30 protein-coding genes and 1 tRNA gene are annotated in these 23,525 nt (G+C 67.7%); 18 read left to right on the forward strand and 13 right to left on the reverse strand.

Going from position 1 to position 23,525, the window contains the following annotated elements:
* Nucleotides 1-124 precede the first annotated feature (124 nt).
* Both S2M10_RS03565 and S2M10_RS03570 read right to left on the reverse strand, forming a co-directional pair.
* Nucleotides 125-427 (reverse strand): hypothetical protein, encoded by a 303-nt coding sequence (locus S2M10_RS03565; protein WP_168844884.1) that lies wholly within the window; start codon nucleotides 425-427, stop codon nucleotides 125-127.
* The gene (locus S2M10_RS03570; RefSeq protein WP_168844885.1) at nucleotides 424-897 is read right to left on the reverse strand and encodes a phage regulatory CII family protein; all 474 of its coding nucleotides are present in this window, start codon (nucleotides 895-897) and stop codon (nucleotides 424-426) included. The genes S2M10_RS03565 and S2M10_RS03570 overlap by 4 nt, the downstream gene beginning before the upstream one ends.
* An 86-nt stretch (nucleotides 898-983) precedes the next feature.
* On the opposite strand from S2M10_RS03570, the gene S2M10_RS03575 reads away from it, so the two are divergent.
* On the forward strand, nucleotides 984-1,190 hold the full coding sequence (locus tag S2M10_RS03575; protein WP_168844886.1) for a hypothetical protein: 207 nt from the start codon (nucleotides 984-986) through the stop codon (nucleotides 1,188-1,190).
* A gap of 203 nt (nucleotides 1,191-1,393) precedes the next feature.
* On the opposite strand, the gene S2M10_RS03580 is transcribed toward S2M10_RS03575, so the two are convergent.
* On the reverse strand, nucleotides 1,394-1,699 hold the full coding sequence (locus tag S2M10_RS03580) for a hypothetical protein (RefSeq protein ID WP_168844537.1): 306 nt from the start codon (nucleotides 1,697-1,699) through the stop codon (nucleotides 1,394-1,396).
* On the opposite strand from S2M10_RS03580, the gene S2M10_RS03585 reads away from it, so the two are divergent.
* The 13 genes from S2M10_RS03585 (at nucleotide 1,698) to S2M10_RS03645 (ending at nucleotide 7,410) form a co-directional block, all read left to right on the forward strand.
* Complete coding sequence (locus S2M10_RS03585; RefSeq protein WP_168844887.1) at nucleotides 1,698-2,525, forward strand: helix-turn-helix transcriptional regulator; 828 nt, start codon at nucleotides 1,698-1,700, stop codon at nucleotides 2,523-2,525. The two genes, S2M10_RS03580 and S2M10_RS03585, sit on opposite strands and share 2 nt — an antisense overlap.
* Nucleotides 2,526-2,608: 83 nt before the next feature.
* Nucleotides 2,609-2,791, forward strand: coding sequence for a hypothetical protein (locus S2M10_RS03590; RefSeq protein WP_168844888.1), 183 nt, complete (start codon nucleotides 2,609-2,611; stop codon nucleotides 2,789-2,791).
* Nucleotides 2,791-2,928, forward strand: coding sequence for a hypothetical protein (locus tag S2M10_RS03595; protein ID WP_168844889.1), 138 nt, complete (start codon nucleotides 2,791-2,793; stop codon nucleotides 2,926-2,928). The genes S2M10_RS03590 and S2M10_RS03595 overlap by 1 nt, the downstream gene beginning before the upstream one ends.
* A complete protein-coding gene (locus S2M10_RS03600) occupies nucleotides 2,925-3,221 on the forward strand; it encodes a hypothetical protein (protein ID WP_168844890.1) in 297 nt (98 codons plus the stop codon). Before S2M10_RS03595 ends, S2M10_RS03600 begins: the two co-directional genes overlap by 4 nt.
* Entirely contained in the window at nucleotides 3,218-3,484 is a 267-nt protein-coding gene (locus S2M10_RS03605; protein ID WP_168844891.1) for a hypothetical protein, read from the forward strand. The genes S2M10_RS03600 and S2M10_RS03605 overlap by 4 nt, the downstream gene beginning before the upstream one ends.
* Nucleotides 3,481-3,837, forward strand: coding sequence for a hypothetical protein (locus tag S2M10_RS03610; protein ID WP_168844892.1), 357 nt, complete (start codon nucleotides 3,481-3,483; stop codon nucleotides 3,835-3,837). Before S2M10_RS03605 ends, S2M10_RS03610 begins: the two co-directional genes overlap by 4 nt.
* Nucleotides 3,837-4,298: a hypothetical protein gene (locus S2M10_RS03615; protein ID WP_168844893.1), complete on the forward strand. Its 462-nt coding sequence runs from the start codon at nucleotides 3,837-3,839 to the stop codon at nucleotides 4,296-4,298. Before S2M10_RS03610 ends, S2M10_RS03615 begins: the two co-directional genes overlap by 1 nt.
* Complete coding sequence (locus tag S2M10_RS03620) at nucleotides 4,288-5,196, forward strand: hypothetical protein (RefSeq protein ID WP_168844894.1); 909 nt, start codon at nucleotides 4,288-4,290, stop codon at nucleotides 5,194-5,196. Before S2M10_RS03615 ends, S2M10_RS03620 begins: the two co-directional genes overlap by 11 nt.
* Before the next feature lie 56 nt (nucleotides 5,197-5,252).
* Nucleotides 5,253-5,600, forward strand: coding sequence for a hypothetical protein (locus tag S2M10_RS03625; protein ID WP_168844895.1), 348 nt, complete (start codon nucleotides 5,253-5,255; stop codon nucleotides 5,598-5,600).
* Nucleotides 5,597-5,809 (forward strand): hypothetical protein, encoded by a 213-nt coding sequence (locus S2M10_RS03630; protein WP_168844896.1) that lies wholly within the window; start codon nucleotides 5,597-5,599, stop codon nucleotides 5,807-5,809. The genes S2M10_RS03625 and S2M10_RS03630 overlap by 4 nt, the downstream gene beginning before the upstream one ends.
* Entirely contained in the window at nucleotides 5,806-6,939 is a 1,134-nt protein-coding gene (locus S2M10_RS03635; RefSeq protein ID WP_168844897.1) for a tyrosine-type recombinase/integrase, read from the forward strand. Before S2M10_RS03630 ends, S2M10_RS03635 begins: the two co-directional genes overlap by 4 nt.
* A gap of 11 nt (nucleotides 6,940-6,950) precedes the next feature.
* Nucleotides 6,951-7,265 (forward strand): HNH endonuclease, encoded by a 315-nt coding sequence (locus S2M10_RS03640; protein ID WP_168844898.1) that lies wholly within the window; start codon nucleotides 6,951-6,953, stop codon nucleotides 7,263-7,265.
* 71 nt (nucleotides 7,266-7,336) lie between these two features.
* Nucleotides 7,337-7,410, forward strand: a tRNA-Gly gene (locus S2M10_RS03645).
* 317 nt (nucleotides 7,411-7,727) lie between these two features.
* Here S2M10_RS03645 and treF read toward each other — a convergent pair.
* From treF to S2M10_RS03695, 10 genes are all read right to left on the reverse strand, one after another.
* The gene (gene treF, locus S2M10_RS03650) at nucleotides 7,728-9,299 is read right to left on the reverse strand and encodes an alpha,alpha-trehalase TreF (RefSeq protein ID WP_168844899.1); all 1,572 of its coding nucleotides are present in this window, start codon (nucleotides 9,297-9,299) and stop codon (nucleotides 7,728-7,730) included.
* Between the two features lie 73 nt (nucleotides 9,300-9,372).
* Nucleotides 9,373-12,057: a TonB-dependent receptor gene (locus S2M10_RS03655; protein WP_168844900.1), complete on the reverse strand. Its 2,685-nt coding sequence runs from the start codon at nucleotides 12,055-12,057 to the stop codon at nucleotides 9,373-9,375.
* Between the two features lie 105 nt (nucleotides 12,058-12,162).
* Complete coding sequence (locus S2M10_RS23065; RefSeq protein ID WP_168844901.1) at nucleotides 12,163-13,155, reverse strand: FecR domain-containing protein; 993 nt, start codon at nucleotides 13,153-13,155, stop codon at nucleotides 12,163-12,165.
* A complete protein-coding gene (locus tag S2M10_RS03665; RefSeq protein WP_247650590.1) occupies nucleotides 13,145-13,663 on the reverse strand; it encodes an RNA polymerase sigma factor in 519 nt (172 codons plus the stop codon). The genes S2M10_RS23065 and S2M10_RS03665 overlap by 11 nt, the downstream gene beginning before the upstream one ends.
* A 262-nt stretch (nucleotides 13,664-13,925) precedes the next feature.
* On the reverse strand, nucleotides 13,926-14,438 hold the full coding sequence (locus S2M10_RS03670) for a DUF4402 domain-containing protein (protein WP_168844903.1): 513 nt from the start codon (nucleotides 14,436-14,438) through the stop codon (nucleotides 13,926-13,928).
* Nucleotides 14,439-14,577: 139 nt separating this feature from the next.
* On the reverse strand, nucleotides 14,578-15,060 hold the full coding sequence (locus tag S2M10_RS03675; protein WP_168844904.1) for a hypothetical protein: 483 nt from the start codon (nucleotides 15,058-15,060) through the stop codon (nucleotides 14,578-14,580).
* A gap of 50 nt (nucleotides 15,061-15,110) precedes the next feature.
* Complete coding sequence (locus S2M10_RS03680) at nucleotides 15,111-17,780, reverse strand: hypothetical protein (RefSeq protein ID WP_168844905.1); 2,670 nt, start codon at nucleotides 17,778-17,780, stop codon at nucleotides 15,111-15,113.
* Entirely contained in the window at nucleotides 17,777-18,619 is an 843-nt protein-coding gene (locus S2M10_RS03685) for a hypothetical protein (protein ID WP_168844906.1), read from the reverse strand. Before S2M10_RS03685 ends, S2M10_RS03680 begins: the two co-directional genes overlap by 4 nt.
* Before the next feature lies 1 nt (nucleotide 18,620).
* Nucleotides 18,621-19,028 (reverse strand): DUF4402 domain-containing protein, encoded by a 408-nt coding sequence (locus S2M10_RS03690; RefSeq protein ID WP_168844907.1) that lies wholly within the window; start codon nucleotides 19,026-19,028, stop codon nucleotides 18,621-18,623.
* Between the two features lie 420 nt (nucleotides 19,029-19,448).
* A complete protein-coding gene (locus tag S2M10_RS03695; RefSeq protein WP_168844908.1) occupies nucleotides 19,449-19,841 on the reverse strand; it encodes a JAB domain-containing protein in 393 nt (130 codons plus the stop codon).
* Nucleotides 19,842-19,958: 117 nt separating this feature from the next.
* On the opposite strand from S2M10_RS03695, the gene S2M10_RS03700 reads away from it, so the two are divergent.
* The 4 genes from S2M10_RS03700 (at nucleotide 19,959) to S2M10_RS03715 (ending at nucleotide 23,508) form a co-directional block, all read left to right on the forward strand.
* Nucleotides 19,959-20,753 carry a thymidylate synthase gene (locus S2M10_RS03700; RefSeq protein WP_168844909.1) on the forward strand — a complete coding sequence of 265 codons (795 nt, stop codon included), beginning with the start codon at nucleotides 19,959-19,961 and terminating at the stop codon, nucleotides 20,751-20,753.
* Nucleotides 20,750-21,226 (forward strand): dihydrofolate reductase, encoded by a 477-nt coding sequence (locus S2M10_RS03705; protein ID WP_168844910.1) that lies wholly within the window; start codon nucleotides 20,750-20,752, stop codon nucleotides 21,224-21,226. Before S2M10_RS03700 ends, S2M10_RS03705 begins: the two co-directional genes overlap by 4 nt.
* Nucleotides 21,223-22,398: a dipeptidase gene (locus S2M10_RS03710; protein ID WP_168844911.1), complete on the forward strand. Its 1,176-nt coding sequence runs from the start codon at nucleotides 21,223-21,225 to the stop codon at nucleotides 22,396-22,398. Before S2M10_RS03705 ends, S2M10_RS03710 begins: the two co-directional genes overlap by 4 nt.
* A gap of 180 nt (nucleotides 22,399-22,578) precedes the next feature.
* Nucleotides 22,579-23,508, forward strand: a complete 930-nt coding sequence (locus S2M10_RS03715; protein WP_168844912.1) for a bifunctional riboflavin kinase/FAD synthetase — start codon at nucleotides 22,579-22,581, stop codon at nucleotides 23,506-23,508.
* Nucleotides 23,509-23,525 lie beyond the last annotated feature (17 nt).

Genomic DNA, 23,525 nt, shown 5'->3' on the forward strand with positions numbered 1-23,525 from the left:
GTTGAGGCGAGCCGAACCGCCGAGGGCGGGGGGAAACGGCTCGGCTCGCCAAGGCGCGCGTCTTCAGTGCGACCCGAGGGCCGCGCGCCGGTAACTGGAATGATGTTGTTCCCCCCCGCCATGATCAGGCCGCCGCGGGAACCCGAGGATTGAACCACCCGGTCGGGCGATCACCCCACCATCCGCGCGCCGGCCGGCGCCAGTCCTGCCGCTGGATGGTGCCCATGCTCCACAGCTGGATCTCGGCCGCCATCACCGCGCACGGCACCACCTCACCGGATAGCACCCGATCGAACATCGCCACACCGCCCACGGCTTGCCCAAAGCGCTCGATATCGTCGGCCGGGTGCGCGGACGTGCCCACGATCCAGGCGAGCTTGTGGGCGCCAAGGCTGGGCACGGTCGCCTGCAGGTGCATGATGGTCATTTTCCCTCCGCGATGATGGCGCGCATCTGCTCGTCCAGGGCGGCGAGCAGGGCCTGCGCTTCTGCAATTTGGGTCCGAACCCCGTGGGCCTCGCGGGCATCGATCTGCCCATCGTCGGCCAGCGCCTCGCAGATGCCCTGCGTCACATCGCCGGCCTCGCGGCCCAGCGCGCCGGCACTGCGCAGAAAATCGCCGCGATCTGCCGGGGCGCTGGGAAGCATCACGAAGGTGCCGCCCAGCTCACGGCACAACGCGCGCGTGACGTGCGGCCACCCCTCGCGCTCGCGCGCCAGCGGCTCCAGGTCCGCGATCACGTCCAGCGTGGGCCATCGATCGGGACAGTTGATGTTCTGCGCATCGCCCAGCGCCGTCTTGCCGACACGGCAGAACGTTGCCGCCGCCTCCAGGCCGCCCACGCCCTTGATCGTCTCACCGAAGGCGCGCTTCAGCGCCAGGCGCTCGGGCTTCATGCCTCAGGCCCTCCGGGGAGGGCGCTTGCCGCTCCCTCCCCTTCGGCTACAGTCGGAACGGACTCACAACCGACTGGAGACTGAACATGGCCGAAATCGTCGTTACCCCCCAGGGCCGCGAGGCCATCAACGTCGGAACATTGATCGACGATGATGGAGCGAAGTTCGTCTGCCTTGCCTTCGAGCGCCCCAACGATAGCCGAGCAATCATCACTTTCACGCCTGACCTCTTCCACGATCTGGTCACCCACATGGCAGATGTCTCGCGAAGACTTCGGGAAGAGGGTTTCTAACCCTCGGTCTGCGCCGAGTGCAGGCGCCTTGTTCGACTGAACGGCGATCCGGCACAGCGGCAACATCTCGATGCGGCCTTTCGGCTGACGGTTGCTGGCAGTGGGCATGCGAAATGCCGGATGCAGGCCGCGAAGTGCGCTCACGCTCATGCCTCCGGCCCTCCGGGGAGGGCGCTTCGGATCAGGCTGCATCGGACGCACCATCACGCCACCTCCCGTTCATCGCTGTCGGAAATTATCGTTTCGCTTCCGCATGACGCATGCTGCACCTGCGAGTTATCAGCCTCAGCATGATCACCCGCTTCCGCCGCCAACTCGGCATCTTTGGCGTCCATGAACGCCTTGACCCGGTGCAGCAGCGCCAGCCTCGGCGAGCGACCTTTTTTGATGCTCGCGATAAGCTGCGGCTCACCCGTGGCCAGCGCGCCGAAACGCGTCGGTGCCATGCTATGCCGATCCAGAAAGCTCTGGAACGTGGATAGCAGCTCTTCGTTCGTCGGCAGTTCCATGGCGACGCTGCATAATTCAGCATTCGCTTACATTGCAAGCGATTTGTGTAAGCGTTCACTGAAATCGACCGCCAGCGCTGATTTAGTTATTGCTGAAGCCATGGCAGCAGACCCAATATCGTTGTTCGACCGCCTGATGGCAGTGAAGCCGGAAAGCCTATCGGCGAACGCCTGGACCGAGCGGGCAGGCGTCAGCCGGCAGGCACTTTCCGACATCAAGCGCCGTGGCAATGCAAACCACAGCACGATCGAGAAGCTGCTCGACGCGATCGGCATCACCTTCACCGAGTTTGAAGCAGGCCTCCGCCAGACCTTGAAGGAACCGCCGGCACCAGCTGCTCGCGCCCCTCGCATGGCGTTTCAGGGCAATGATCGCCCGCGGGACATTCCCGTCCTCGGCACGGCCGAATGCGCAGACATCGACTTTACAGAAGATAGCCATATCCACCACATAGAGGCCATGTCTCTCGATTTGGACGAAGTGATTGACCATGCTCGCCGACCGGCCAGCCTCGACAATCGCCGTGACGTGTACGCCATCTACTTCCGGGGCCACTCGATGGCGCCGCGCTACGAGAGCGGCGAGATCGCATATGTTGACCCCCACCGCCCGCCCAAGGTTCGCGACTACGTGATCGTCCAGATGCGCCGCCCGGACGGCGATGAAGAGCGCGTGTTTGTCGTGCTGGCCAAGCGCCTGGTGAGGATCAGCGCCAGCTATTTTGAGCTGGAGCAGTTCAACCCCGCAACCACCTTCCGCGTGCCGCGCGCGGACGTGAAGCACATTCACCGCATCATCCCATGGGACGAAATCGTCGGCTTCTGACGTTGTAAGCGAAAGCTGAATAAGCATTGACTTTAAGCGAACGCTGAATGTAAGCAACGCCTCCATCACGCATGGAGGCGACGATGCACGATTCCCCACGATGGACACGCGTCCACCTAGAAGCTGATCAGCGCGAACCCTTCGCGCCGTCGTTGCCGCGACGCGCCAGCGAGCTGGCAGACGCCCACCCTGTTTCGCTGCCGCTTCTCGCTGGCGTGATCGTCGGCATGATCGTGATGCTCGGCATCGCGGGGACGCCGTTCTGATGCGCCGCGACGATCACGATCTCGCGCCCGAGGCCTGCGGCGGCAGCCGCGCGCTGGGCTGGACCATGCTGTGGATGCTGGCGCTCACCGTCTGCGGTGCGATCGCCCTTGCCATCGCCTGGAGCCCGGCGCTGTGACCGCCCGCCGCTACATCTGCAAGCGCCGGGGCTGCTCCGGCCAGCGCGAGCTGCGCCACCTGCTGTGCGCGGACTGCTGGGCGCTCGTCCCCCAGATCCTGCGCAGGGGCTATCTCGGCGCCCGCCGCCGACGCCTCACCCGCATGGCGAAGATCGCCGGCGAACACATCCTGAAGGCGCTCGGCCCCCGCCGTGCGGAGGAGCCGAACGGCCCCGCCGCCCGCGCTGCCCGCGCCTACGCCCGCACCGCCGCCCAGCTGGGCGAACGCATCGATCTGGAGGCTGCAGAGTGACCGACGTGGCCGACACCCCCGACTTTCGCCGCCTTGTGCTGGCCGCTGCATCGCAGGCCGCAACCGCGCTGGCGGATATCATGATGGCGGCAACCGAAGGCCCGCTGAACGTCCACACGCCGTACGATCAGGAAGCGATCGAGAAGCTGGCTGATGCGACGAAGCTGGCGATCGAGGCGAGCGTCGCCAGCGGCGAGTTTCTCGACGATGGTCGCGGGCAGCTGCTCGGTGCCCTCACTCGATATCTGGAGGGCTGGGCATGAGCAGTCCTAAGCCAACGTTGGGCTTCCCCACCCGCACGGCAGCGATCGAGCATCTGCGCACCGAAGGAATTACGGCAGCCCAGATCGCGCGGAAGATCGGCATCGACGTGAAGTCGGTCTCGGCGCTGGAAGCAAGCGCAGCCCGGAAACGTGGCACCGAGCGCCCCATACGCCAGGCCGCACCATCTACGTCGAAGCAACACACCGTCTGCATCGACAACGACGTGCTGCGCACCCTCCGCCCGCATGCGGCGAAGCGGGGCCTCTCCGTCAATGCGCTGGCTCGGCTGTTGCTGGCCACTGTTGCAGACGACAATCTGGTCGATGCGTTGCTCGACGATGGTGACGCGTGATGAACCGCACCGACGAAGTCGCCCGCGACTGGCGCGGCCTCGCGCAGGAAGCCGCCCGCCTCCGCGCGGCGCGGGAGCGCCACGCCGATCAGCTGGCGAAGGCCGGAAAGGCCGAGCAGGCCGCAGCCGCGGCCGATCGCGCCCGCGTGATCGGCGCCCTCGCCGCCATGTGGCACGCGATCGTCAGCCACCAGCCCGAGCCCGAGCTGCAGGCCAGCCATGCGGAGATCCGCCAGGATCTCGCCGGCATCCGCGAGACGCTGGCCCAGCGAATCGCCCGCGCGCCGGACGAGGCGAACGCCGAGCAGCTCGCCCGCATCGATGCGCTGATCTGCCACCACCAACCGTGGTGGCCCGGCGCCGAGCGCCCGCACATCCTGTTCCTGCACTCCGTCAATCAACAGGCGCGCCGCCGCTGGTCGCGCCCGAGCGTTCAGAGGGAGCATATTCATGCCGACTGAAGCGTTCGTCGCCCGCGCGTTCCAGCGGGGAAGTCTCGCTATCATCGACCAAGCCATTGCGATTATCGATGAATACGCCGAGCAGGGCTTCACGTTGACCCTGCGGCAGCTATACTATCAGTTCGTTGCGCGCGATTTGATTGCGAACAAGCAAAGCGAATACAAGCGCCTCGGCTCCATTATCAACGATGCTCGCTTGGCGGGCCTAATCGATTGGAGTTCGATCGAGGATCGCACGCGTAACGTGCGGACTGTCGCAGCGTGGGATAGCCCTCAGTCAATCATTCATGCAGTAGCGGAACAGTACCGCGAAGACCTCTGGTCTGGTCAGCCGCAGCGAGTGGAAGTCTGGATCGAAAAGGATGCCTTGATCGGCGTCGTGGAACCGGTGTGCGAGCGCTGGCGCGTGCCATTCTTCGCGTGCCGCGGCTACACTTCTCAGTCCGAGCAATACGCCGCAGGCAAGCGCTTCAGCGCACTGCTCGACCGCGGCATTGAACCCATCGTCCTGCACCTCGGCGATCACGACCCTAGCGGCATCGACATGACTCGCGACAATCGCGACCGGCTGTCCATGTTCGCTTGGGCGCCTGTAGAAGTCAGGCGCCTAGCCCTCAATTTCGACCAAGTGCAGCGCTATCGGCCTCCGCCCAACCCTGCCAAGGAAACGGATAGCCGGGCTGGCTCATATATCGAGCGCTTCGGTGCGAAGAGCTGGGAGCTTGATGCTCTCGACCCGCGTACGATCGACCAGCTGATATCGGACGAGATCAGCGGAATCGTCGACCGCTCATTGTGGAACGCGGCTGCTGCTCATGAAGCTCAGAATAGGTCGATCCTTTCGGCTGTTCATCAGCAGTGGGGCGTCGTGGCTAGCACCTTCGGTGACGGACGGTGAATAAGCGTGTGGCTCCACCCTTGTTACAAGCGTGCTCTCCGCGCGTCAGCAACCGCATGCCGGGGCAACAAGTGGGTGGCTGGCCACCGCGAGAGTGCCCCGAGTGCCGCAAGCTGTTCGAGCCCAACCGCGCCAACCAGCTCTTCTGCACCAGCCAGCACAATGCCGACTGGAACAACCGAGCCACGGCGCGCGGCCGGGTGCTGACGCCCTTTTCGATCGTCGCCCGCACGACGCGCAACGGAACGCGCGGCACGCCCGAGGCCCGCGACATCGGCAAGAAGGCCACCAGCCGGCACAATGCCCTGATCCAGCAATATCGCGACGAAGATCGCGCTGCCGGCCGCATGGAATGGGCCGAATACATGATCCACCGCGTCCGCCTGGGACTGGAAACCCGATGAACGCGCAGAGCAGCAATCGCCGCGCCAGATGGGCACGCCGCGAGAAGATCGCCGAAGCGGTCGAGATCGCGCGCGAGCTGGGCCTTGACGTTGCCGGCTTCCAGATCTCTCCTGACGGTTCGGTCAGCGTGTTCGAATCGCGAGCTACGCCCACCCCGGTGCCCGGCGTCGCCAGCAGCGACTTCGATCGTTTCGAGGCCCAGCTATGAGTGTTCAGTTCATCAAATCGGCCCGCCCCGGCAAGCCCGTCACCTGGTACATCTACGCCTATCGCGGCGGCCCACTGATCCGGAAGGTGCAGAGCCCGCGCAAGCCGGCGCTGACGCGCGCGGATCATGCCGCGATCGCCGCCGCCCTGGTCGACGAGACCAGCGTCGCGCCCAACCTGTTCCGATGGGTGATCCGCCAGTGGTGCCCGTCCAATCCACAGGACGACGACAACCCTGCCAAGGCGAGCCCCGAATGGCGCGCGCTCGCCCCCTCCACCCGCCGGGTATGGCGCGGCCATGTCGACCTGATCGAGGAACGCTGGGGCAAGTTCCCCACCGCGATCTTCGCCGATCCGCGCATGACGGCCAAGGTGGTGAAGTGGCGCGACGATCGCGCCGGCACGCCGCGCTCGGCCGATATCGGCATCACCGTGCTGTCGGCCCTCCTGGAGTTCGCCCGCCTTCGCGGCCATGTGCCGCTGAACGTCGCGCGCGATATCCCCCAGCTCTACAAGGGCAGCGACCGCGCCGAGATCATCTGGACGCAGGACGATATGGCCGCGTTCGAATGGCACGCCTGGGAGGAAGGCCGCCCCTATCTGATCGACGGCCTGCAACTGGCGGCGGTCACCGGCATGCGCCGGCAGGATCTCGTCTCCCTCACCTGGGATCAGGTGGGCGAATTCGCCATCGTGAAGCGGGCGCTCAAGCGGAGCCGCGGCAAGCGCCGCCGCGCCGTGATCCCGCAGACGCCGCAGCTGGAAAAGGTGCTGGACGAGCTGCGCACCCGCTACCGCGCGCCAGGCGTGAACAACGTGCTGGTGAACAGCCGGGGCGAGCCATGGTCGGGCGACGGCTTCGGCGGCAGCTTCAACAGGATCCGCGACGCCGCCAACATCGCCCACGTCGATGAAGACGGCAACGCTCGGCCGAAGCACCTGCACGACGTGCGCGGCACCTTCTGCACGATGCTGCTGACGGAATGGGAACTGACAGACCAGGAAGCAGCGGACATCATGGGCTGGTCGCCAGATCGCGTGGCGCACATCCGCAAGGTCTATGTCGATCATACCCGCGTCGTGGTCGCCCTCGGGCAGCGCATCGCCGCCCGCACGGCGCGCGATAGATGAACGGAGTCCAGGTGCAGCTGGTCGGTCGCACCGCGGGCGCTGTGGCTTGGGTAGATGAAGCCGACCTGGACTTGATCGCGCGCCACCGCTGGCGCCTCCTCAAGCCAAGCCGCAGTCTCACGGCCTATGCCGTCACGAGTATCGAAGGCCGCACCGTTCTGATGCATCGGCTGATTATGGGTGACGCGAATGGAACCGTCATCGATCACATTGACGGCAATGGTCTGAACAATCGGCGGCAGAATCTACGCCACGTCACCCAAGGCGAGAATGTGCGCGCGGGCGTTGCGCGCCGTGCATTTGATCGCTATCAGGACCTCCTCTGAACCGGCCTCTGCAAAAAATCTGCAAAACAGATTTGGCTAGATCAGAAAAAAGCGCATTAATTCAGCGCGTTGCGGGTGTAGCTCAATGGTAGAGCAGAAGCTTCCCAAGCTTACGACGAGGGTTCGATTCCCTTCACCCGCTCCAATTTCCGATTTCACTAGATCCCATACCGCTTTGTAAACCGCTGAAATCTGCGGGGTGCGTATGTACGATCCGGCGTTTTGGTCGCTCGGTCGTGCGATCCAGGCGGAGGGGCGGTCTGCTCGCCACTCGTGCGCCCGTTCGAGCGCAGCCCTGCCGATCGCGGCGCTCGGGTCGAACGGCTCGAGACATGGCTGCGCGGTGGCTGGCAACGCGCTGGATCGAGGCGCGCCAGAGCCCGGGTTGCAGGACGCCTTATGCCTGATGCTGATCGCGCCGCTGCCTGCCCTCAGCGCCCCGACATGGGGAGCAGCAGGCCCTCAGCGTCCCGTCGCCAGATCCGGATAGCGTTCGAGCAGCGCGCTGGTCACCCCGTTGGTCCAGCCGAAGCCGTCCTGCAGCGGATACTCCCCGCCGCCGCCGGGAACCTGCTCCTCGACGTCATATTTCTCGAGCATCTTGCCCGTCGCGCGATAGGCGCGGTCGACCGTCCCAAGCCAGCGCCCGGCAATGTCCTTGGCGAGGTCGCGCTGGCCATAGCCGGCGAGCCCGTCGATCGCGACCCATTGCAGCGGCGCCCAGCCATTGGGCGTATCCCATTGCTGGCCCGTCCGATTGCCGGTAGTGCGCAGGCCGCCGGGGGCGACCAGCCTGGCGCGCACGGTGGCGGCGACGGCGCTCGCCTGTTCGCTGCCCGCCGCGCCGACGAAGAGCGGGAACAGCGTCGCGGCCGAGAGCACCGGGGTCGCGCGCCGTTGGCGCCAGTCATAATCGGCGTAGCGCTGCTCGGGCGCCAGCCAGAGATAGGTGTCGATCGCCTTCCGCCGCTGGGCGGCGCGGCGGGTGAAGTCGGCCGCGCAGTCCGCATCGGCCAGCGTCGCGCAGCGCTGCGCGATACCGCGCTCCATCGCCCAGAGCAGGCTGTTGAGATCGACCGGCACGATGTCCGTCGTGTGCACCGTCGCCAGCGTCTTGCCGTCGGCGAGCCAGCGCGAGCTATAGTCCCAGCCGCTTTCCGCCCCTGCCCGCAGGTCGCGATAGACCGCGGTCAGCGGACGTCCTGCCGCCGCCTTGGCGGTGTTGACGTCCTCGCGGTAGCTCTCGTCACGCGGCGTCTCGCGCGCGTCCCAATAGCGGTTGAGCAGGCTGCCGTCGGCCATCCGCACGACATGCTCGCAGGCGGGCTGCGCCGTGGTGAGGCAGCCCGCCCCGCGCATCCAATAGCCATATTCGCTGCGCAGCGCCGCCAGCCGCGTGCGCAGCACCGCCGGATCGCGTGCATCCGAGAGGTCGAGCATCAGCGCGAAGAAGGGCGGCTGCGATCGGCTGAGATAATAGCTGCGGGTGCCGTTGGGGATATGACCGTAGCGATGGATAAGGCTGACGAAATCGTCGAGCATGTGCTCGACCATCGCCTGCTGCCCGTCGACCTTGAGGCCCAGCATGGTGAAATAGCTGTCCCAGTAATAGATCTCGCGGAAGCGCCCGCCCGGCACCACATAGGGCGCCGGCAGCGGCAGCGCCGAGCTGCCCGGCTCGGGGGCCAGCGCCGGGCGCGACAGCACGGGCCACAGCGCCTGCACATGCCCACGCAGGCCCAGCTTCTCCTGGGGTGCGGGCGCGCCATTGCCCTCCGCCGGCAGCGTGAAATGCGCCTCGACAAAGGCCTTCAGCGCCTCCCGCGTCCTGGGCCTGGCCTTGCGATAGGCCGCGAGGATCGCCGCAGGCTCCTCCCTGGGCACCGCATCGACGAAGGTCTTCGCGTCGGGGAACACCTGCGCCATCTGCACCGCATCGAACAGCGGGCCGAACAGCTGGGCCGGGCTTTGCGGCGCGGGATCGGTCGCGGCGACGCAGAGCAGGGCGGCGAGCGGGAGCAGGCGGCGGATCATCGGGTCATCCTCATCGGGCGCAAAACGCACGAGGCCGGCCGAGCGCTGCGCCCGGCCGGCCCCTCGGGGGTGTTCAGAAGCGGTAGGATGCGCTGAACAGCGCCGACCGCCCGAGGATCGGCCGCGCGAGGATCACCCCGCTGCCCTGCGATCCGATCGTGCGCGGATTGCCCTCGGTCAGCCCGATCGTGTTGGTGATGTTGTCCACCGTGGCCTGGAGCGTGATCCGCTTGGTGACGTCCACGGTCAGCCCGGCGTCCCATTTGTAATAGTTGGGCAGCAGCTGGGCGTTCTGCACGTCGGAGAAGCGATCGCCGATATAGGTGACCGAGGTGAACAGCGTCGCCTTGCTCTCGGACCCGAAGTCCACCGAATAGGCGGGCGAGACGCGCCACTGCCATTTCGGCTGGCGCTGCACCCGGTTGCCGGTGAGATCCGTCGCCCCGTTGTCGGTGAAGAAGTCGCGATACTTGCTGTCGAGATAGGTGCCGGAGAAGCCGATGGTGAGGTTGCGCACCGGGCGCAGCTCGCCTTCCAGCTCCACGCCGGTGGCGCGCGCGCCGCCGATCGAGGCGATCGGCGCGCCGCTGGTGATCACCGTGGTGGCGAGACCATCGAAGTTGTTGTGGAACACGGTGAAATAGGCGCTCGCCAGATCGGTGGAGACCTTCAGCCCGCCCTCATAGGTATCGACGCGCGGCGCCACGGTGATGCCGTCGCGCAGATTGTCGAAGAAGGGGAAGCTGTTGCCGCGGCTGTAGCGCAGGAACAGCCCGATCGCGCGGGTGAAGTCGTAATTGGCGCCCGCCGTCCACGACCATTTCTCCCCGCGATAGCGGATCGTCGAGAAGGTGCCGTTCAGCACCGCGTCGCCATTGTCGTAGAGCGTGTTGGGATTGCGATCGAGCCCGCCCGCCGGGGCGGTGCCGTTATTCTCCAGCGTGCCGTCGATAGAATGGTGCTGGTAGCGCAGGCCCGCGTCGAGACGCAGCTGGTCGTTCACCTGCAGCTCGTCGACGGCATAGACGGCCGCGTCCTTGCCGTCATAATCGGCATTGACGTTGAAGGTGGAGCCGCTGCTGAAGCCGTTCCGCGTGACGATGCGGCCATCGGCGAGCGTCAGGTTCAGGCGCCGCGCGTTGGGCTCGGCGGTGAGCAGCTGGCTGTTGCCGAGGTTCCACAGGTCGCGCGACGAATAGGCCGCATAATAGACGCCCGCGGTGAAGCTGTTGCCGCCCTTCTTCCATTCGAGCGCGAGATCGTTGGAGAAATTCTCGATGCTTTTCTGCACGCGCCACAGCCCTGCCTCGACCACCTGGGTCGTGCCGGGCACCGCCTGGCCGCCGTTGACGAAGCTGAGGCTGCCGATCGTGCCACCCTTGCTCGCGGCATAGGCCGAGGCGCTCTGCGGCGGAGTGCCGCCGGGGACGAGCCCGGTGGTATCGGCATCGCCCTTCAGCCAGCTCAGGCGATCGCGCAGCTTGACGCCGTCGCCGAGCCGATATTCGAAATTGCCGCCGAGATTGACGACATCCGCCCCGCGCCCGTCGGCCAGGTCCACCCGGGTGCCGTCGTTGAGTACGCCCAGCCGCGTCTCGCCGCCCGCCAGCGTGCCGCTGCCGGCATCGAAATTGCCGTACTGGCTGATCTTCTTGCCGTTCTGCACCACCGGGATCGGCAGCAGCCACTGGCCGCGATCGTTGAGGTAGCGGCCGAACACCAGCACCGAGCCATTGTCGAAATCATGCCGGACATTGGCGGTGATCTGCCCGCCCTTCTCGGCGGTGAAGCGCGGGTTGCGCACGCCGTTGCCCGCCGAATAATAGCCGCCGACCATATAGGTCGTGCTCGCCCCGATCGGCCCGGAGAGATAACCGTCGGCGCGCACGTCGCCATAGCTGGCGACGCCGAGCTTGAGCAGGTTTTCCGGCGTCGCGCCGCCCTCGCGCTGGACGAAGTTGATCGTCAGGCCCGGCTGGCCCGAGGAAAACAGCGCGCCGGTGCCGCCGCGCACCGCTTCTACGCGCTTCAGCGTGGAGTCGATGCGGATCAGCTGCGAGTTTTCGAGAAAGGAAAGCGTCGGCGGCGAGAAGATCGGCACGCCTTCGGACTGGATCGTCACATATTCGGCGTCGCCGCCCGAGGGGTAGCCGCGCACGAAGATATTGGCGCCGTTCTTGCCGCCCGAACTCTCCACGCTGATGCCGGGCACGACGCGCAACACTTCGGCAGTGCTCGCCGGTGCGAGCCGCTCGATCGCGGCATCGTTGATCGTGGTGACGGCGAACGACGCATCCTGGCGGCGCGTGCCCGCGCCGGCGGTGCCGGTCACGACGATCTCGGGGTCGTTGGCTGCGGGTTCCTCCTGCGGGGCCGCCGCGGCGACCTGTGCTTGCCTGGCCCGCACGGCGGGTGCAGCCGCCGCTCCCTCGGTGCCGCCTTCGACGACGAAGGTGCCGCTGGCAGTGGTGCGGTAGCGCAGGCCGCTGCCCGCAAGCAGTATCGCCAAGGCGCGGTCGACGCCGTAGCGGCCGCGCAGCTCGGGCGCGCGCTTGCCGCGGACGAGGTCGGGGGCGAACAGGATCTGGCGGCCGCTCTGGCGCGCGAATTCGGTAAGCGCGGCGCCGAGATCGCGGCTGCCGATGGCGAGGCTGACGGTGGGTTCGGGCGCGGGCGCGGCGAGCGCGGGCGTGAGGGCGCAGGCGGCGACGCCGGCGAGCGCCAGGCTGCCTACGAGCGTGGAAAAGGTGCGGGGCATCAGGATCCTCCCAAATCGGTTCACGAGGCGCCGTCTGGTGCAGCGCTTCTACCCGCCATGACGCAGCCCGTCCGAAAACCCGAACCTGCCCCGCGCAAAAAAATCTCAACGGTGGCTGGAAAGCTCGATTGTGCCGTCGCTGCGCGTCACTGACTGGACGGGAAAGCTTGTTTCCAGTGCCTCGGCGAAGGCGGCACTTTCGCCGGTACGGAAGGCGCCGCTGATGCGCACCGCTCCCGCCCGGGCATCCTTCACCACCAGCGCGTGCGGCGCATAGCGGTTGAGCTCGGCCACGGCCTCGGCAAGCGGCGTGTCGGCAAACACCACCAACCCCTCGCGCCACGCCTCGATCTGGCGGGCGTCGCCGTCGTGCCGCAGGGTCAGCCGATCGCCGCGCGCGACCAGCAGGTCGTTCGGCACCATCGCTACCTTGCCGACGGTCACCTTGCCCTCCACCAGCAGCACGGTAGTCCGGTCGGCATCCAGCCGCACGTCGAAGGCAGTGCCGTGCGCGATCACGTCGTGCGCACCGGCGGTGACGCGAAACGGCCGCGGCTGGCCCTTGGCGACCTCGAACCAGGCCTGGCCGCGCTCCAGGATCAGGTGGCGCTCGGTCGGCGTATAGGCGACCCGCACCGACGTCGCGGTGTTGAGCGTGAGCCGCGAACCGTCATCGAGCATCATCGACAGTCGCTGGCCGACGCCGGTGCTGAACAATTTTGTCTCGCTGCTTGCCACGGCGGGCGCAGACGCGCGATGCTCGGCGGCATACCAGCCGGCCAAGGGCAGGGTTACCAGCGCCAATGCCGCGAGCGCTGCCCCGGCCCGCTGCTTGCGCGCCGCCGATCGTGCGCGATGCACCGCTACACGTGTCGCGGTCGCCTGCCGCAACGCCAGCAACTCGGGATGCGCGGCGAGCGCACGGGCGCTTGCATGCGCAGCGTCGATCTGCGCGAACGCCTCGGCATGGGCAGGGTCCGCCGCCCGCCAGCGCTCGAAGGCTGCGGGTGGCGCGGCTTCGGGGTTGCGCGCCAGCCGCTCGTGCCAGAGCGCCGCTTCGGTCGCGATCGGTGTCGCGGCGGTAGAGTCAGTCGTCACGCCACGCCTCCAATGCCGCGGTCACATGCGCCATCGCACGCGCCACATGTTTCTCCGTCGCCCGGGTCGAGATACCGACCAGCCGGGCGATGTCGCCGATCTTCAGCCCCTCCAGCACCCGCAGCACGAAAATGTCGCGGGTGCGCTCGGGCAGTTCGAGCAGGGCGTCGCGCAGCCGAAGCACCGCCTCCCTGCCTTCCAAGACGCGCTGGGCCGAGAAATCCGAACCCGGATGTGCCTCGTCGTCCCAGCTTTCGTGTACCGCACCGCCCCGCGCCGCCTCGCGCCGGGCGCGATCGCGCAGTGCGTTGGCGGCGGTCACGAACAGGAAGCGGTCGGGCTGGTCGATCACGCTCGGATCCCGCATCCGGCTGAGCTTGAGAAAGACGTCCTGCACCAGATCGGGCACGTCGTCGCGCACCGTCACACGGCGTTCGAAGAAGCGCGCCAGCGGCCGCGCATAGCGGCGCGCGAGCTGATCCAGCAACGCGCCGCGATCACCCTGCAATCCCCTCGTCCTGTCCGGCCGCATCGTTCTCGTGCTCCCTGACCGGCGCTTTTGCGCGTGCGCGGCGGGCTAGGCAAGGGTGGCGATCAAGGCCGGCATGCGTCGCGGGCCTCGAACACAATATGGGCGGAGCGTCGACGCGCGCGCAGCGGCGCACGAAAGCTGCGGGCCCTCTCGGGCAGACGTGCGGCGGTTGCGCAGGGGGGTTGGCCTCCGGTCGGACCGATTCGGGCGGTCGCGGGACCCGTGCAGCAAATCCCGTTCAGTTGTACGCCGCTGACACGGTGAGAACGCCCGTGTAGTTCCCGGGCTGGGTCGTGCTCGCAAGCGCCACGCTGCCGCCTACGCGAACCTCGAGCGATCCTGCGGTTTTGGGCGAGCCGCTGAGCACCTGGGCCGCCAATGCGCCGGTGAGATTGCTCGTCGTGGTAACCAGCAATGCATGCGTGCCGCTGCTGAGGGTAATTACCGGCGGGATCTGGATCGACAGCGCGCGGCCACCCGCACCCGCGACCGTGAACCGGGCAGCCTGCGGCGTATCACCGGCGCTCAGCGCCTGAACCCCGTCCGTGACGCTGCGCGCGCCGGTCGTGGATATGGCGACCGACCCGGTGGTCCACGGCTTCACGATGCTGCCGAACCGAAGGTCCGCGTCCTTCGTGATGGTGAGCGGCTGGACGATCGTCAGCGATCCGGTCGCTGTCTCTGCGACCTGCGCCAGCGCGGCATGGGGCAGAAGAAGCGCGAGCGCCGGGCATAACCTACGGAGGAGCATCCATCATTCTCGTTTGTATGGCAGCCGATTTCCGGTCCGCCTGCGACCACGAGAAACGCGGTAGACGCGCGTCGGTTACAAATGTCTGGTTGAAAATGGTTATTCGGGTAACCTGCCCGAAAGGACAGCCCCTTACGCATCAGACGAAATCCGCGGTCACGCTGTAGCGTGTCACGGTCGCACCCCGCTGCCCCGGCGCAACCGTGATGTCCATCCCGAACTGGATGACGACGACGTTGCCCAGCCCCATCGGATTCAGCTGAAAGTTCATCGTGCTTGCCGCCGCCGGCGGCCCACCGCTGAACGTGGTCCCCGAAACTGCCCCGACGCGGAACATCGTCACCGCGGCGAGCGTGCCGCTCACCTGAGGTGCCATGGTGATGCGGATATTGCGGACGAGGCACAGGCTGGCCAGGTTGAGCAATCCGCATGTCAGCCGCATCGTGGGCGGGGTTACCGGTGCATTGCTGAGGCGCACGGCGTCGCCGGAGATTCGCGTCACCGAGCCGTCCACACCGATGCGGAACACCGTGGGCAGGGTCCCCGCCACGATCTCGCCGAGCGCAGGCGTGGTCGGCGCCGGCAGGGTCACGGTCACCTCGGCGGCGGCGGGAGGGGCCACGAGGCATGACAGCGAAGCGGCGATGCCGCCCAACCTCCTCGAACAGCGCATCATCCGGCGTCAACCCAGCGCGCCAGAATGGGTTTCATGCGCAGAAATCCTCCCTCCGGCGGCACTTCGATCACGCCCGGCGCATCCAGAGTCAGATGCAACTGCGCCGCCTGGGCCGGGAGCAGCCGCGCGTGATAGCGGCCGGGCGGAATGCCGCCGAACATCGCCGTCCCCAGATTGTCGGTCCGCGCGGGGAAGGATCTGCCGTCCTGCTCGGCGACCAGTTCGATCGTTACCGCGGTGAGCGGCTGGGCGCCGTCCGCGGTCGCGAACAGCAGCTTCGCCTCGACCTCGCCGGCGGCGCGCAGGGGAATTTCCAGCGGGGTCGTGCGGCCACGGCGTGGCACGAGCCGGATCGCGCCCGGCATCTCGGCAAGGTACAGTTCGCTGCTCTGCGATGCGTCGACCCGGATCTGCGCCGGCAGCGTATCGCCGAGGTCCTCGGCGACGACCTGCCCGTGCGCATCGGTGGTCGCGGCACCCGCGGGCGTGTAGACCTGGACGCCGGCCACCGCCTTCTCGCCGGGCTGCCAGTGGCCATCCCCATTGGCGTCCAGAAAGGTGCGGATCGCCGCGCGGCCGCTGATCGCCGCGCTCGACGGCGCGAGCCCGTAGCCCCGGTGCGCGGTAGATGCGAAGACGAAGGTGAGTTGCAGCGCCGCACGCCAGCTCCGCGTCCGAAGATCATATCCCGCCGCCGTCGTCAGATCGAACCGCGACAGGCGATGGCGATACGACGCATCCAGCCGGAGGCGCGACGGCGTGCCGCCCTGCCGCGATACGATGAGCTGCATGTCGCCCCGCGGCGTCGCGATCTGGGTCGACACATAGGCGCTCTCGATACCGGGACGACCGGTGATCCGATAGGACAGCCCCGTGCGCAGTTGGAGAGCGGGGGCAAGCGGCGTCGACGTCTCGACGGCGGCGACGTGCTGGGCACCCGCCACCGCACCGGTCCATCCCTGGCGGCTGACCATCACGTTGACATAGGTGGTGGCGAGCATGGCCGAAGCCCGCGCATTGAGTTCGATGCGGCGCGCGCCGTCCCGCTGCTCGACGCGGCGAATGTCGAAGGCGAACGGAATACGCTGCCCGCCGGGCAGCGGCGCCGTCAGATCGATCTGCGCCTCGCTCGCGCGCCGCAACGCCACGCCGCCGGACATCGGATCGCGCGTTTCGTCAACGAACCCGCCGGCATATTCGGCGTGCAGCATGCGCACGGAGACGCCCCGGATGCGCGAGCCAAGCAGCAGGCTGGCGGCGCGCCCGCCCCGGCTGTCCAGGCCGACGACTCCGTCCAGGGCAGCACCCGCCAGCATCGCCTTGATCCCGGCGGTGCCGGCAAGCCGCTCCTGCCCATACCAGGGGCGGAACCGGGTGAGACCCGCATGCGCGGTGAACCTGCGGCTCAGGCCGCGATCGACCAGGGCCACGATCCGCAGGGCATTGCCCGTGCGAGGCCAGGGCCCGTCCTCCATCCGCAACAGCGGCTGCTCCGGCTGGACCATGCTGAACCGCACCGCGGTCTGTCCCGGCTGGAGCAGCCCGGAACCCAGCTGAAACGACCGGACATCCTCGCGCACCTGTCCCTGCGGGCCGTAGAACAGGATGCGGACCTGATGGTCGCCGATCCCGAGCGCGAGATTGTCGAACCGGTAGCGGCCGCCCGCCGCCGCGGCGCGCGCCGCGCGGAGCGTGCCGTCGACATAGACTTCGATCTGCTCGCCATCGGCCACATCGCCTTCGAGAACGAGAGGATGCGAAAAGTCGAACGCCTGCAGCGGCGCCGACGAATAGTAGATGCCGCGCCCCGCCACGCTGCGCGCGCCGAGCTGGGTATCGGGGGTCGCCACGTCGCCGATGGCGAACCGGCTGCCGCCGAGCGGACCAAGCGCGCGATTGTCCGCGCTGGTGCGCTCCAGGGTGAGCTGGACATTGGTCGCCCCCGCCGAGTCCAGGCCGACAAAGCCGCGAAACCCAGCGAAAGCGAGGTCGCCGGCAGCACGAACCCCCAGCCAGCGCGATTGCAGGGCATCGCCGCTGCCGAAGCGCTGGCCGGCATTCACCTCCACCGCAGGAATGCTGAACAGGCGATAGGGATCGTCGACCAGCATCGCAGTCTCGGCAGGCGCCAGCTGCGACAGGGCGGCGCGACGCTCCGCGACCTGCCGGTTGCGCACCAACGGCAGCATGCCCGTCGGCGTCACCTGCAACAGCTGCGCGTCAGCAGCGACGCGCAGGCGCACCGGCAGCAGCTTCTCCATCGTCTGAGCGGCAAGGTAGATGTCGCCCTTCCGCACGCACGCGCCGGGGCCGAGGGCAACCGTGGCGGCGCCCACCTGTGCCGTACCGGCGTCGAGATCGACGGTGACGCGAGTCCGCGGATCGATCGCGCCGCTGGCATGTCGGCCATCGGCAGCGACGACGATCCCGAGGTCGAGGATGCGCGCGAACTGGCCGAGCGGCAACAGCGTGCCGCCCGCGCCCGCATAGGCATCCATCGTCTCGGCAAGCAGATCGGTGTCGGTGCGCACCTCCAGCCAGAGGAGCATGTCCTCGGAGGGGCAAGCGATCACGCCTGCCTGGCCATTTGCCGATGCGCTGGCCATTGCCGGCGCGCTGATCGTGGTGAGGAGCAGCCCGCATCCGGCCGCCCGGGCGGCTTTCACGGGATCGTGAGGCTCGCCGAAGCGACCTCGATCGACCCCGGCGCTTCCCGGTTGCTGAACACCAGTCGGGCGACTTGGCCGGGCGTTACCGAGGGCGCGGCCAGCTGAACCGTGCGGTGGTCCGTCTCGGGGTAGAGCGCGATGCCGCGCATGCTGCCGAGCACGCGCTGGTCCCGGCCGCGGCCGGACACCAGCTCGACATCGCCATAGACCGATCCCGGACCGTCGCGGACCAGGTCGAAGCGCAGCACGGCGCCCGCGGACATGCCGCTGCGCGCCACCTCCAGCTTCTCGATATGCGCGGCGGCCGCCTTGGCATTGGTGCGTACGACGATCGGGATGCTGACACTGAATAGGGTGGAGATCTGCACCGCAACGCCGTTCGCCACGCCATTGTCGATCGGCGCGATCGTCGGCGCGGCGTCGGCTCCGGGCAAGGCAGTGATCGCGAGATGGCTGCGCAGCTCGCCCGAAGCCTCCGGTGGCCGTACCCGGATCCGCACGGCCTGGCTCTGCTGCGGCCCGAGCAGGACCCGACGCGGCGTGAACTCCAGCACGTCGCGCGCCGAATGCTCGGGCATGGGCGCGTCGGCAGCCACCGGGCGGATCACGCCGTCGCTGGACATCGTCATGTCGATCAGGTCGATCCGGAACGCGGCGGGCACGTTGCCGCGGTTGAACAGGTAGATGGTGGCGGTCCGCGACGTGCCGTCGAAGACGACGCGGTGGTGCGACAGGCCGAGATTGCCGGCCTGCGCCGCCGCCGGCGCTGCCGCGAGCAGCATCGCGGTTCCGACCGCGACGCCGCTCAGCTGCAAAGCCCGGGAGACCACCGGCATCTTAGTTGTACGCCGTCGAAACGGTGAAGGAGCCGGTGTAGAGGCCCGCCGGCGTGGTCGTCGCCAGTGCGACCGTGCCGCCGACGCGCACGTCCAGCGTTCCCGCGCCGCCCGCGGTCCCGCTGAGCGTCTGTGCGCTGAGCGCCCCGATAAGATTGTTGGTGGTGGTGACGACCAGCGACTGCGCGCCGTTGGCCAGGGTGAACGATGCCGGGATCGTGACCGACAGGGCGTGGCCGCCCTCCCCCGAGATCGTGAAGCGTGCGGCCTGCGGCGTATCGCCCGAGGCCAGCGCCTGGATGTCGCCGGTGACCGTGCGGGCACCCGTCACCGCCACCGCAACCGACCCGGCGGCCGAGACCGGGCGAACGACGCTGCCGAACTGCAGATCCGCGTTCTTGGCGATCATCAGCGGCTGGATAACGGTCAAAGAACCCGTACCGGAAGCAGAAGTCTGCGCCATTACCGCCGAAGGCAGCAACATTGCCGACATACATACAAACAGTCGTGCAAACATTTTGATGAGCCCCACTAAAGTCTGTGGCGGAGGCATTGGCGGCCTGCACCCACAAAGACTTATAGCGGGCAATTGGTAAATATACGGCGCTAGGTATTTCTACGATTTTTGTTGCACTTGGGCATCGATGTTGCGAAACTCGAGGTGCGCCTACAGGCAAGATGCCCTGCCCGCATTACTTGACGGTTTGCAGCGGGATCATCGCAGGAGACGGCGCGGCGAAGCCCCCGCCGATCGTTGTAGCTGCTTGCCACGGCCGGACGCGACATCGACCGCATCGCCTCGCTCTTGATCCTTCGGTTCCTGCTTGCGCTACAGCCAGCCCAACGCCCGGAAACTCGCCGTGCAGCCGCCGGCCAGCACCAGATGATCGACCAACCGCACGTCTACCGGTCCGAGCGCGAGCAGCAGCCTGCGCGTGGCGTCCCGGTCGGCGGGGCTGGGCCAGGGGTCGCCGCTGGGATGATTGTGCGCCATCAGGACCGCCGCCGCGTCGAAGGCGAGCGCATCGGCGACCACCCGGCGGACAGGCACGTCGACCGCGTCCACCTCCACCCCGTGCATGTGCCGCATGCCGAGCAGCCGACCGTCGCGCGCCAGATAGGCGAATGCGGCCACCTCCATCGGCGCGCTCGCCAAGGGGCCGAACAACGCCTGCGCGGACGGCGCATCCACGATGTAGGGGGCCTGGATCACATCCGCCATTTCCCTGCCCTGCCACCACCACCCGGCGGCCCCTAAGCCAATCCGATCCGATGCGGAGCAACGCCGGGGCGCGCGAAGGCGGATGACTCGCGCGTCGGCGGCCGCTAGGCTCGCCGCATGCGTCAATATCTCGATCTGATGGCCCGCGCGCTCGCCGACGGCGTGGAGGTGATGGACCGCACCGGCACCGGCACGCGCAGCGTGTTCGGCGCGCAGATGCGCTTCGACCTGCGCGAAGGCTTCCCGCTGCTGACCACCAAGAAGCTCCATATCCGTTCGATCTTGATCGAACTGCTCTGGTTCCTGCGCGGCGACACCAATGTCCGCTGGCTGCAGGATCGCAAGGTGAGCATCTGGGACGAATGGGCGGACGAAAACGGCGATCTCGGCCCCGTCTACGGCAAGCAGTGGCGCGACTGGGAGACGCCGGACGGCCGCCATATCGACCAGATCGCCGAGCTGATCGAAACGCTCAAGACCAACCCCGCCTCGCGCCGGATGGTCGTCTCCGCCTGGAACCCGGGCGAGCTGGGCGCGATGGCGCTGGCGCCGTGCCACTGCCTGTTCCAGTGCCATGTCGCGGGTGGCCGGCTCAGCCTGCAGCTCTACCAGCGCTCGGCCGACATCTTCCTCGGCGTGCCATTCAACATCGCCAGCTACGCGCTGCTCACCCATCTGCTCGCGCAGCAGGCAGGGCTGGAAGTGGGCGACTTCATCTGGACCGGCGGCGACTGCCACCTATACCTCAACCATCTCGACCAGGCGCGGGAGCAGCTGTCCCGCACGCCGGGCCCGCTGCCGCGGCTGGAGATCCTCCGCAAGGCTCCGTCGATCGACGCCTATGCCTATGAGGATTTCGCGATCCACGATTATGTCGCGCAGCCGCACATCAAGGCGCCGGTGGCGGTATGATCAGCTTCCACCTTGCCCGCGCCGACAATGGCGTGATCGGCCGCGACGGCCAGCTGCCCTGGCGGCTCCCCGCCGACCTCAAGCGATTCAAGGCGCAGACCGTCGGGCGGCCGATGATCATGGGCCGCAAGACCTTCGAATCCTTTCCCGCCCCCCTGCCGGGCCGTCGCCATATCGTGCTCACCCGCGACAGCGGCTGGCAGGCGGACGGCGCCGAGGTGGCGCATGACGTCGACCATGCCTTGGCGCTGGCGGGGGAGGACGTGGCGGTGATCGGGGGCGCGGAGGTCTTTGCCCTTTTCCTCGATCGTGCCGATCGCATCGAACTCACCGAAGTGCATCTCGACGTCGAGGGTGATGCGCACGTCCCCGCCTTCGATCCGGCAATCTGGGCGGAAATCGCTCGGGAAACGCATCCGGCTGAAGGCGATCGCCCCGCCCATGACTTTGTGACGCTGGCGCGGCGCGGATGAAGCGTCCGATCCTGATCGGCCTTGGCGCGGTGCTGGCCATCGCCGCCTTCGGCTTTTTCGGGATCGCGCCCGCGGTGGTGGAAGCAGGGATGAACCGGGTCGTCCCCGCCCCCCTGCCGCGCGTCACCGCGCAGACGCGGGCGCTGCACGCGGGCCTCGCCATCGCCGACCTGCACGCGGATACCCTGCTATGGCGGCGCAGCCTGCTCGATCGCGCGAACCGGGGCCAGGTCGACCTCCCCCGGCTGCAGGCGGGCAATGTCGCGCTGCAGGTCTTCTCCTCGGTCACCAAGACACCGCGTCACCAGAATTACGACGCCAACGCCGCGGACAGCGACAACATCACTCTTCTCGCGATCGCGCAGCTCCAGCCGCCGCGCAGCTGGGGTTCGCTGCTCGAACGTTCCTTGTGGCATGCGGCGAAGCTGGCGCGCGCCGCTGACTCGTCCAGCGGCCAGCTCCGGCTGATCCGCAGCCCGGCCGAACTCGACCGGCTGCTCGCCGATCGCGTCGCCGGGCGGAGGGTGACGGGCGGCCTCCTCTCGATCGAGGGGCTGCACGATCTGGAGGGGGATCCGGCCAATCTCGACCGGCTCTACGCGGCCGGATTCCGCATGGCCGGATTCGCACATTTCTTCGACAATGAAGCGGCCGGGTCGATGCATGGCGAGGCCAAGGGCGGCCTCACGCCGATGGGTCGGCAGGTGCTGCGCCGGATGGAAGCGCTGGGCATGATCGTCGACGTCGCGCATGCCAGCCACGCGGCGGTGGCGGACATCCTGGCCATGGCGCGCCGGCCAGTCGTCTCCAGCCATGGCGGCGTACAGGCGACATGCAAGGTCAACCGCAACCTCACCGATGACGAGATTCGCGGCATCGCCCGTACCGGCGGCGTGATCGGCATCGGTTATTGGGAAGCGGCAATCTGCTCGACCAGCCCCAAGGCGGTGGCCGAGGCGATCGCCCATGTCCGCGACCTGGTGGGGATCGACCATGTCGGGCTCGGCTCGGACTTCGATGGCGCCGTGACGACCGGCTTCGATGCGTCGCAGCTGGTGGTGGTGACCCAGGCGCTGGTCGATCGCGGCTTCTCCGAGCAGGAGATTGCCAAGGTGGTGGGCGGCAATGTCCTGCGCGTGCTGCGGACGGGAATGCGGCGACAACTACAGTAAGCCCTACCCTTCCGACACGCACGGTGCATGTGATGCGGGATCGGGGTGCGTCCATGTCTCGACGAGACCGCTTATCGGTATGGGAGCCCGCTAACCCGAGCCCTCAGTCCAGAAGCAGGGGTGCAACTGTTATCCCCCAGCCCATTGGCATCCCCCCGCCCAATCCCTATAGCCACCGCCATGCAGCGGCTGGATGGCGGCTCGGCGGTTCCACCTCCTCTCCGGGGCGCAATCGTCGCGCTGGGGAATTTCGATGGCTTCCATTTTGGGCACCAGGCGGTGGTCGGCCGCGCGCTGGAGCGTGCCCGTGCCGAGGGGAGGCCGGCGATCGTCGCAACCTTCGATCCGCATCCCCGCCGCTTCTTCCAGCCCGACGCCCCGCCCTTTCGCCTGACCACGCTCGACCAGCGCGAGCGCCTGTTCGCGACGGCGGGCGCGGCCGGCATGCTGGTCTTCCATTTCGACGCCACCCTCGCCCGCCTGACCGCGCGGCAGTTCGCCGAGCAGCTCGTCGACACGGTGGGCGCCGCCGGGGTGGTAACCGGCGAGGACTTCACCTTCGGCAAGGGCCGCGAAGGCGATGTCGCGATGCTGGCGGCACTCGGCGCCGAACTGGGCTTCGCTGCCGAGACGGTGGCGCCGGTGACGCTGGACGACACGACCGTCTCGTCGAGCAGGATCCGCGCGCTTCTCCAGGCCGGCGATCCGCGCGGCGCGGCGCGGCTGCTGACCCGCCCCTTCGCGATCGCGGCGGAGGTCGAGGGCGGCGCCAGGCTGGGCCGCCAGCTCGGCTATCCCACCGCCAACATGCGGCTCGGCAACTATCTCCGCCCCCGCTACGGCATCTATGCGGTGCGCGGGCGGCTCGCCGACGGGCGCCTGCTGAACGGCGTTGCGAATCTCGGCATCCGCCCGAGCTTCGATCCTCCGACCGAGTTGCTGGAGAGCTTCTTCTTCGACTTCAGCGGCGACCTTTACGGCCAGACCGTGGAAGTGGCGCTGATCGAATATTTGCGGCCCGAGGCCAAGTTCGACAGCCTCGCGGCGCTGACCGCGCAGATGGATCAGGACGCCGCGCGGGCACGGGCGCTGCTGGCCGAACCCGCCTGACCACGGGACGCCATCCA

The organism is Sphingomonas sp. S2M10, from assembly GCF_012650175.1.
Classification (GTDB): domain Bacteria; phylum Pseudomonadota; class Alphaproteobacteria; order Sphingomonadales; family Sphingomonadaceae; genus Sphingomonas.

Coding starts and splice junctions, on each gene's coding strand:
- S2M10_RS03655 (WP_168844900.1), bottom strand. CDS start 12,057: ATGCCCCGCACCTTTTCCACGCTCGTAGGCAGCCTGGCGCTCGCCGGC.
- S2M10_RS03580 (WP_168844537.1), bottom strand. CDS start 1,699: ATGGAACTGCCGACGAACGAAGAGCTGCTATCCACGTTCCAGAGCTTT.
- S2M10_RS03635 (WP_168844897.1), top strand. CDS start 5,806: ATGAGTGTTCAGTTCATCAAATCGGCCCGCCCCGGCAAGCCCGTCACC.
- S2M10_RS03700 (WP_168844909.1), top strand. CDS start 19,959: ATGCGTCAATATCTCGATCTGATGGCCCGCGCGCTCGCCGACGGCGTG.
- S2M10_RS03615 (WP_168844893.1), top strand. CDS start 3,837: ATGAACCGCACCGACGAAGTCGCCCGCGACTGGCGCGGCCTCGCGCAG.
- S2M10_RS03625 (WP_168844895.1), top strand. CDS start 5,253: ATGCCGGGGCAACAAGTGGGTGGCTGGCCACCGCGAGAGTGCCCCGAG.
- S2M10_RS03695 (WP_168844908.1), bottom strand. CDS start 19,841: ATGGCGGATGTGATCCAGGCCCCCTACATCGTGGATGCGCCGTCCGCG.
- S2M10_RS03590 (WP_168844888.1), top strand. CDS start 2,609: ATGCACGATTCCCCACGATGGACACGCGTCCACCTAGAAGCTGATCAG.
- S2M10_RS03575 (WP_168844886.1), top strand. CDS start 984: ATGGCCGAAATCGTCGTTACCCCCCAGGGCCGCGAGGCCATCAACGTC.
- S2M10_RS03690 (WP_168844907.1), bottom strand. CDS start 19,028: ATGATCGCCAAGAACGCGGATCTGCAGTTCGGCAGCGTCGTTCGCCCG.
- S2M10_RS03670 (WP_168844903.1), bottom strand. CDS start 14,438: ATGCTCCTCCGTAGGTTATGCCCGGCGCTCGCGCTTCTTCTGCCCCAT.
- S2M10_RS03595 (WP_168844889.1), top strand. CDS start 2,791: ATGCGCCGCGACGATCACGATCTCGCGCCCGAGGCCTGCGGCGGCAGC.
- S2M10_RS03715 (WP_168844912.1), top strand. CDS start 22,579: ATGCAGCGGCTGGATGGCGGCTCGGCGGTTCCACCTCCTCTCCGGGGC.
- S2M10_RS03585 (WP_168844887.1), top strand. CDS start 1,698: ATGGCGACGCTGCATAATTCAGCATTCGCTTACATTGCAAGCGATTTG.
- S2M10_RS03620 (WP_168844894.1), top strand. CDS start 4,288: ATGCCGACTGAAGCGTTCGTCGCCCGCGCGTTCCAGCGGGGAAGTCTC.
- S2M10_RS03630 (WP_168844896.1), top strand. CDS start 5,597: ATGAACGCGCAGAGCAGCAATCGCCGCGCCAGATGGGCACGCCGCGAG.
- S2M10_RS03565 (WP_168844884.1), bottom strand. CDS start 427: ATGACCATCATGCACCTGCAGGCGACCGTGCCCAGCCTTGGCGCCCAC.
- S2M10_RS03610 (WP_168844892.1), top strand. CDS start 3,481: ATGAGCAGTCCTAAGCCAACGTTGGGCTTCCCCACCCGCACGGCAGCG.
- S2M10_RS03570 (WP_168844885.1), bottom strand. CDS start 897: ATGAAGCCCGAGCGCCTGGCGCTGAAGCGCGCCTTCGGTGAGACGATC.
- S2M10_RS03685 (WP_168844906.1), bottom strand. CDS start 18,619: ATGCCGGTGGTCTCCCGGGCTTTGCAGCTGAGCGGCGTCGCGGTCGGA.
- treF (WP_168844899.1), bottom strand. CDS start 9,299: ATGATCCGCCGCCTGCTCCCGCTCGCCGCCCTGCTCTGCGTCGCCGCG.
- S2M10_RS03705 (WP_168844910.1), top strand. CDS start 20,750: ATGATCAGCTTCCACCTTGCCCGCGCCGACAATGGCGTGATCGGCCGC.
- S2M10_RS03710 (WP_168844911.1), top strand. CDS start 21,223: ATGAAGCGTCCGATCCTGATCGGCCTTGGCGCGGTGCTGGCCATCGCC.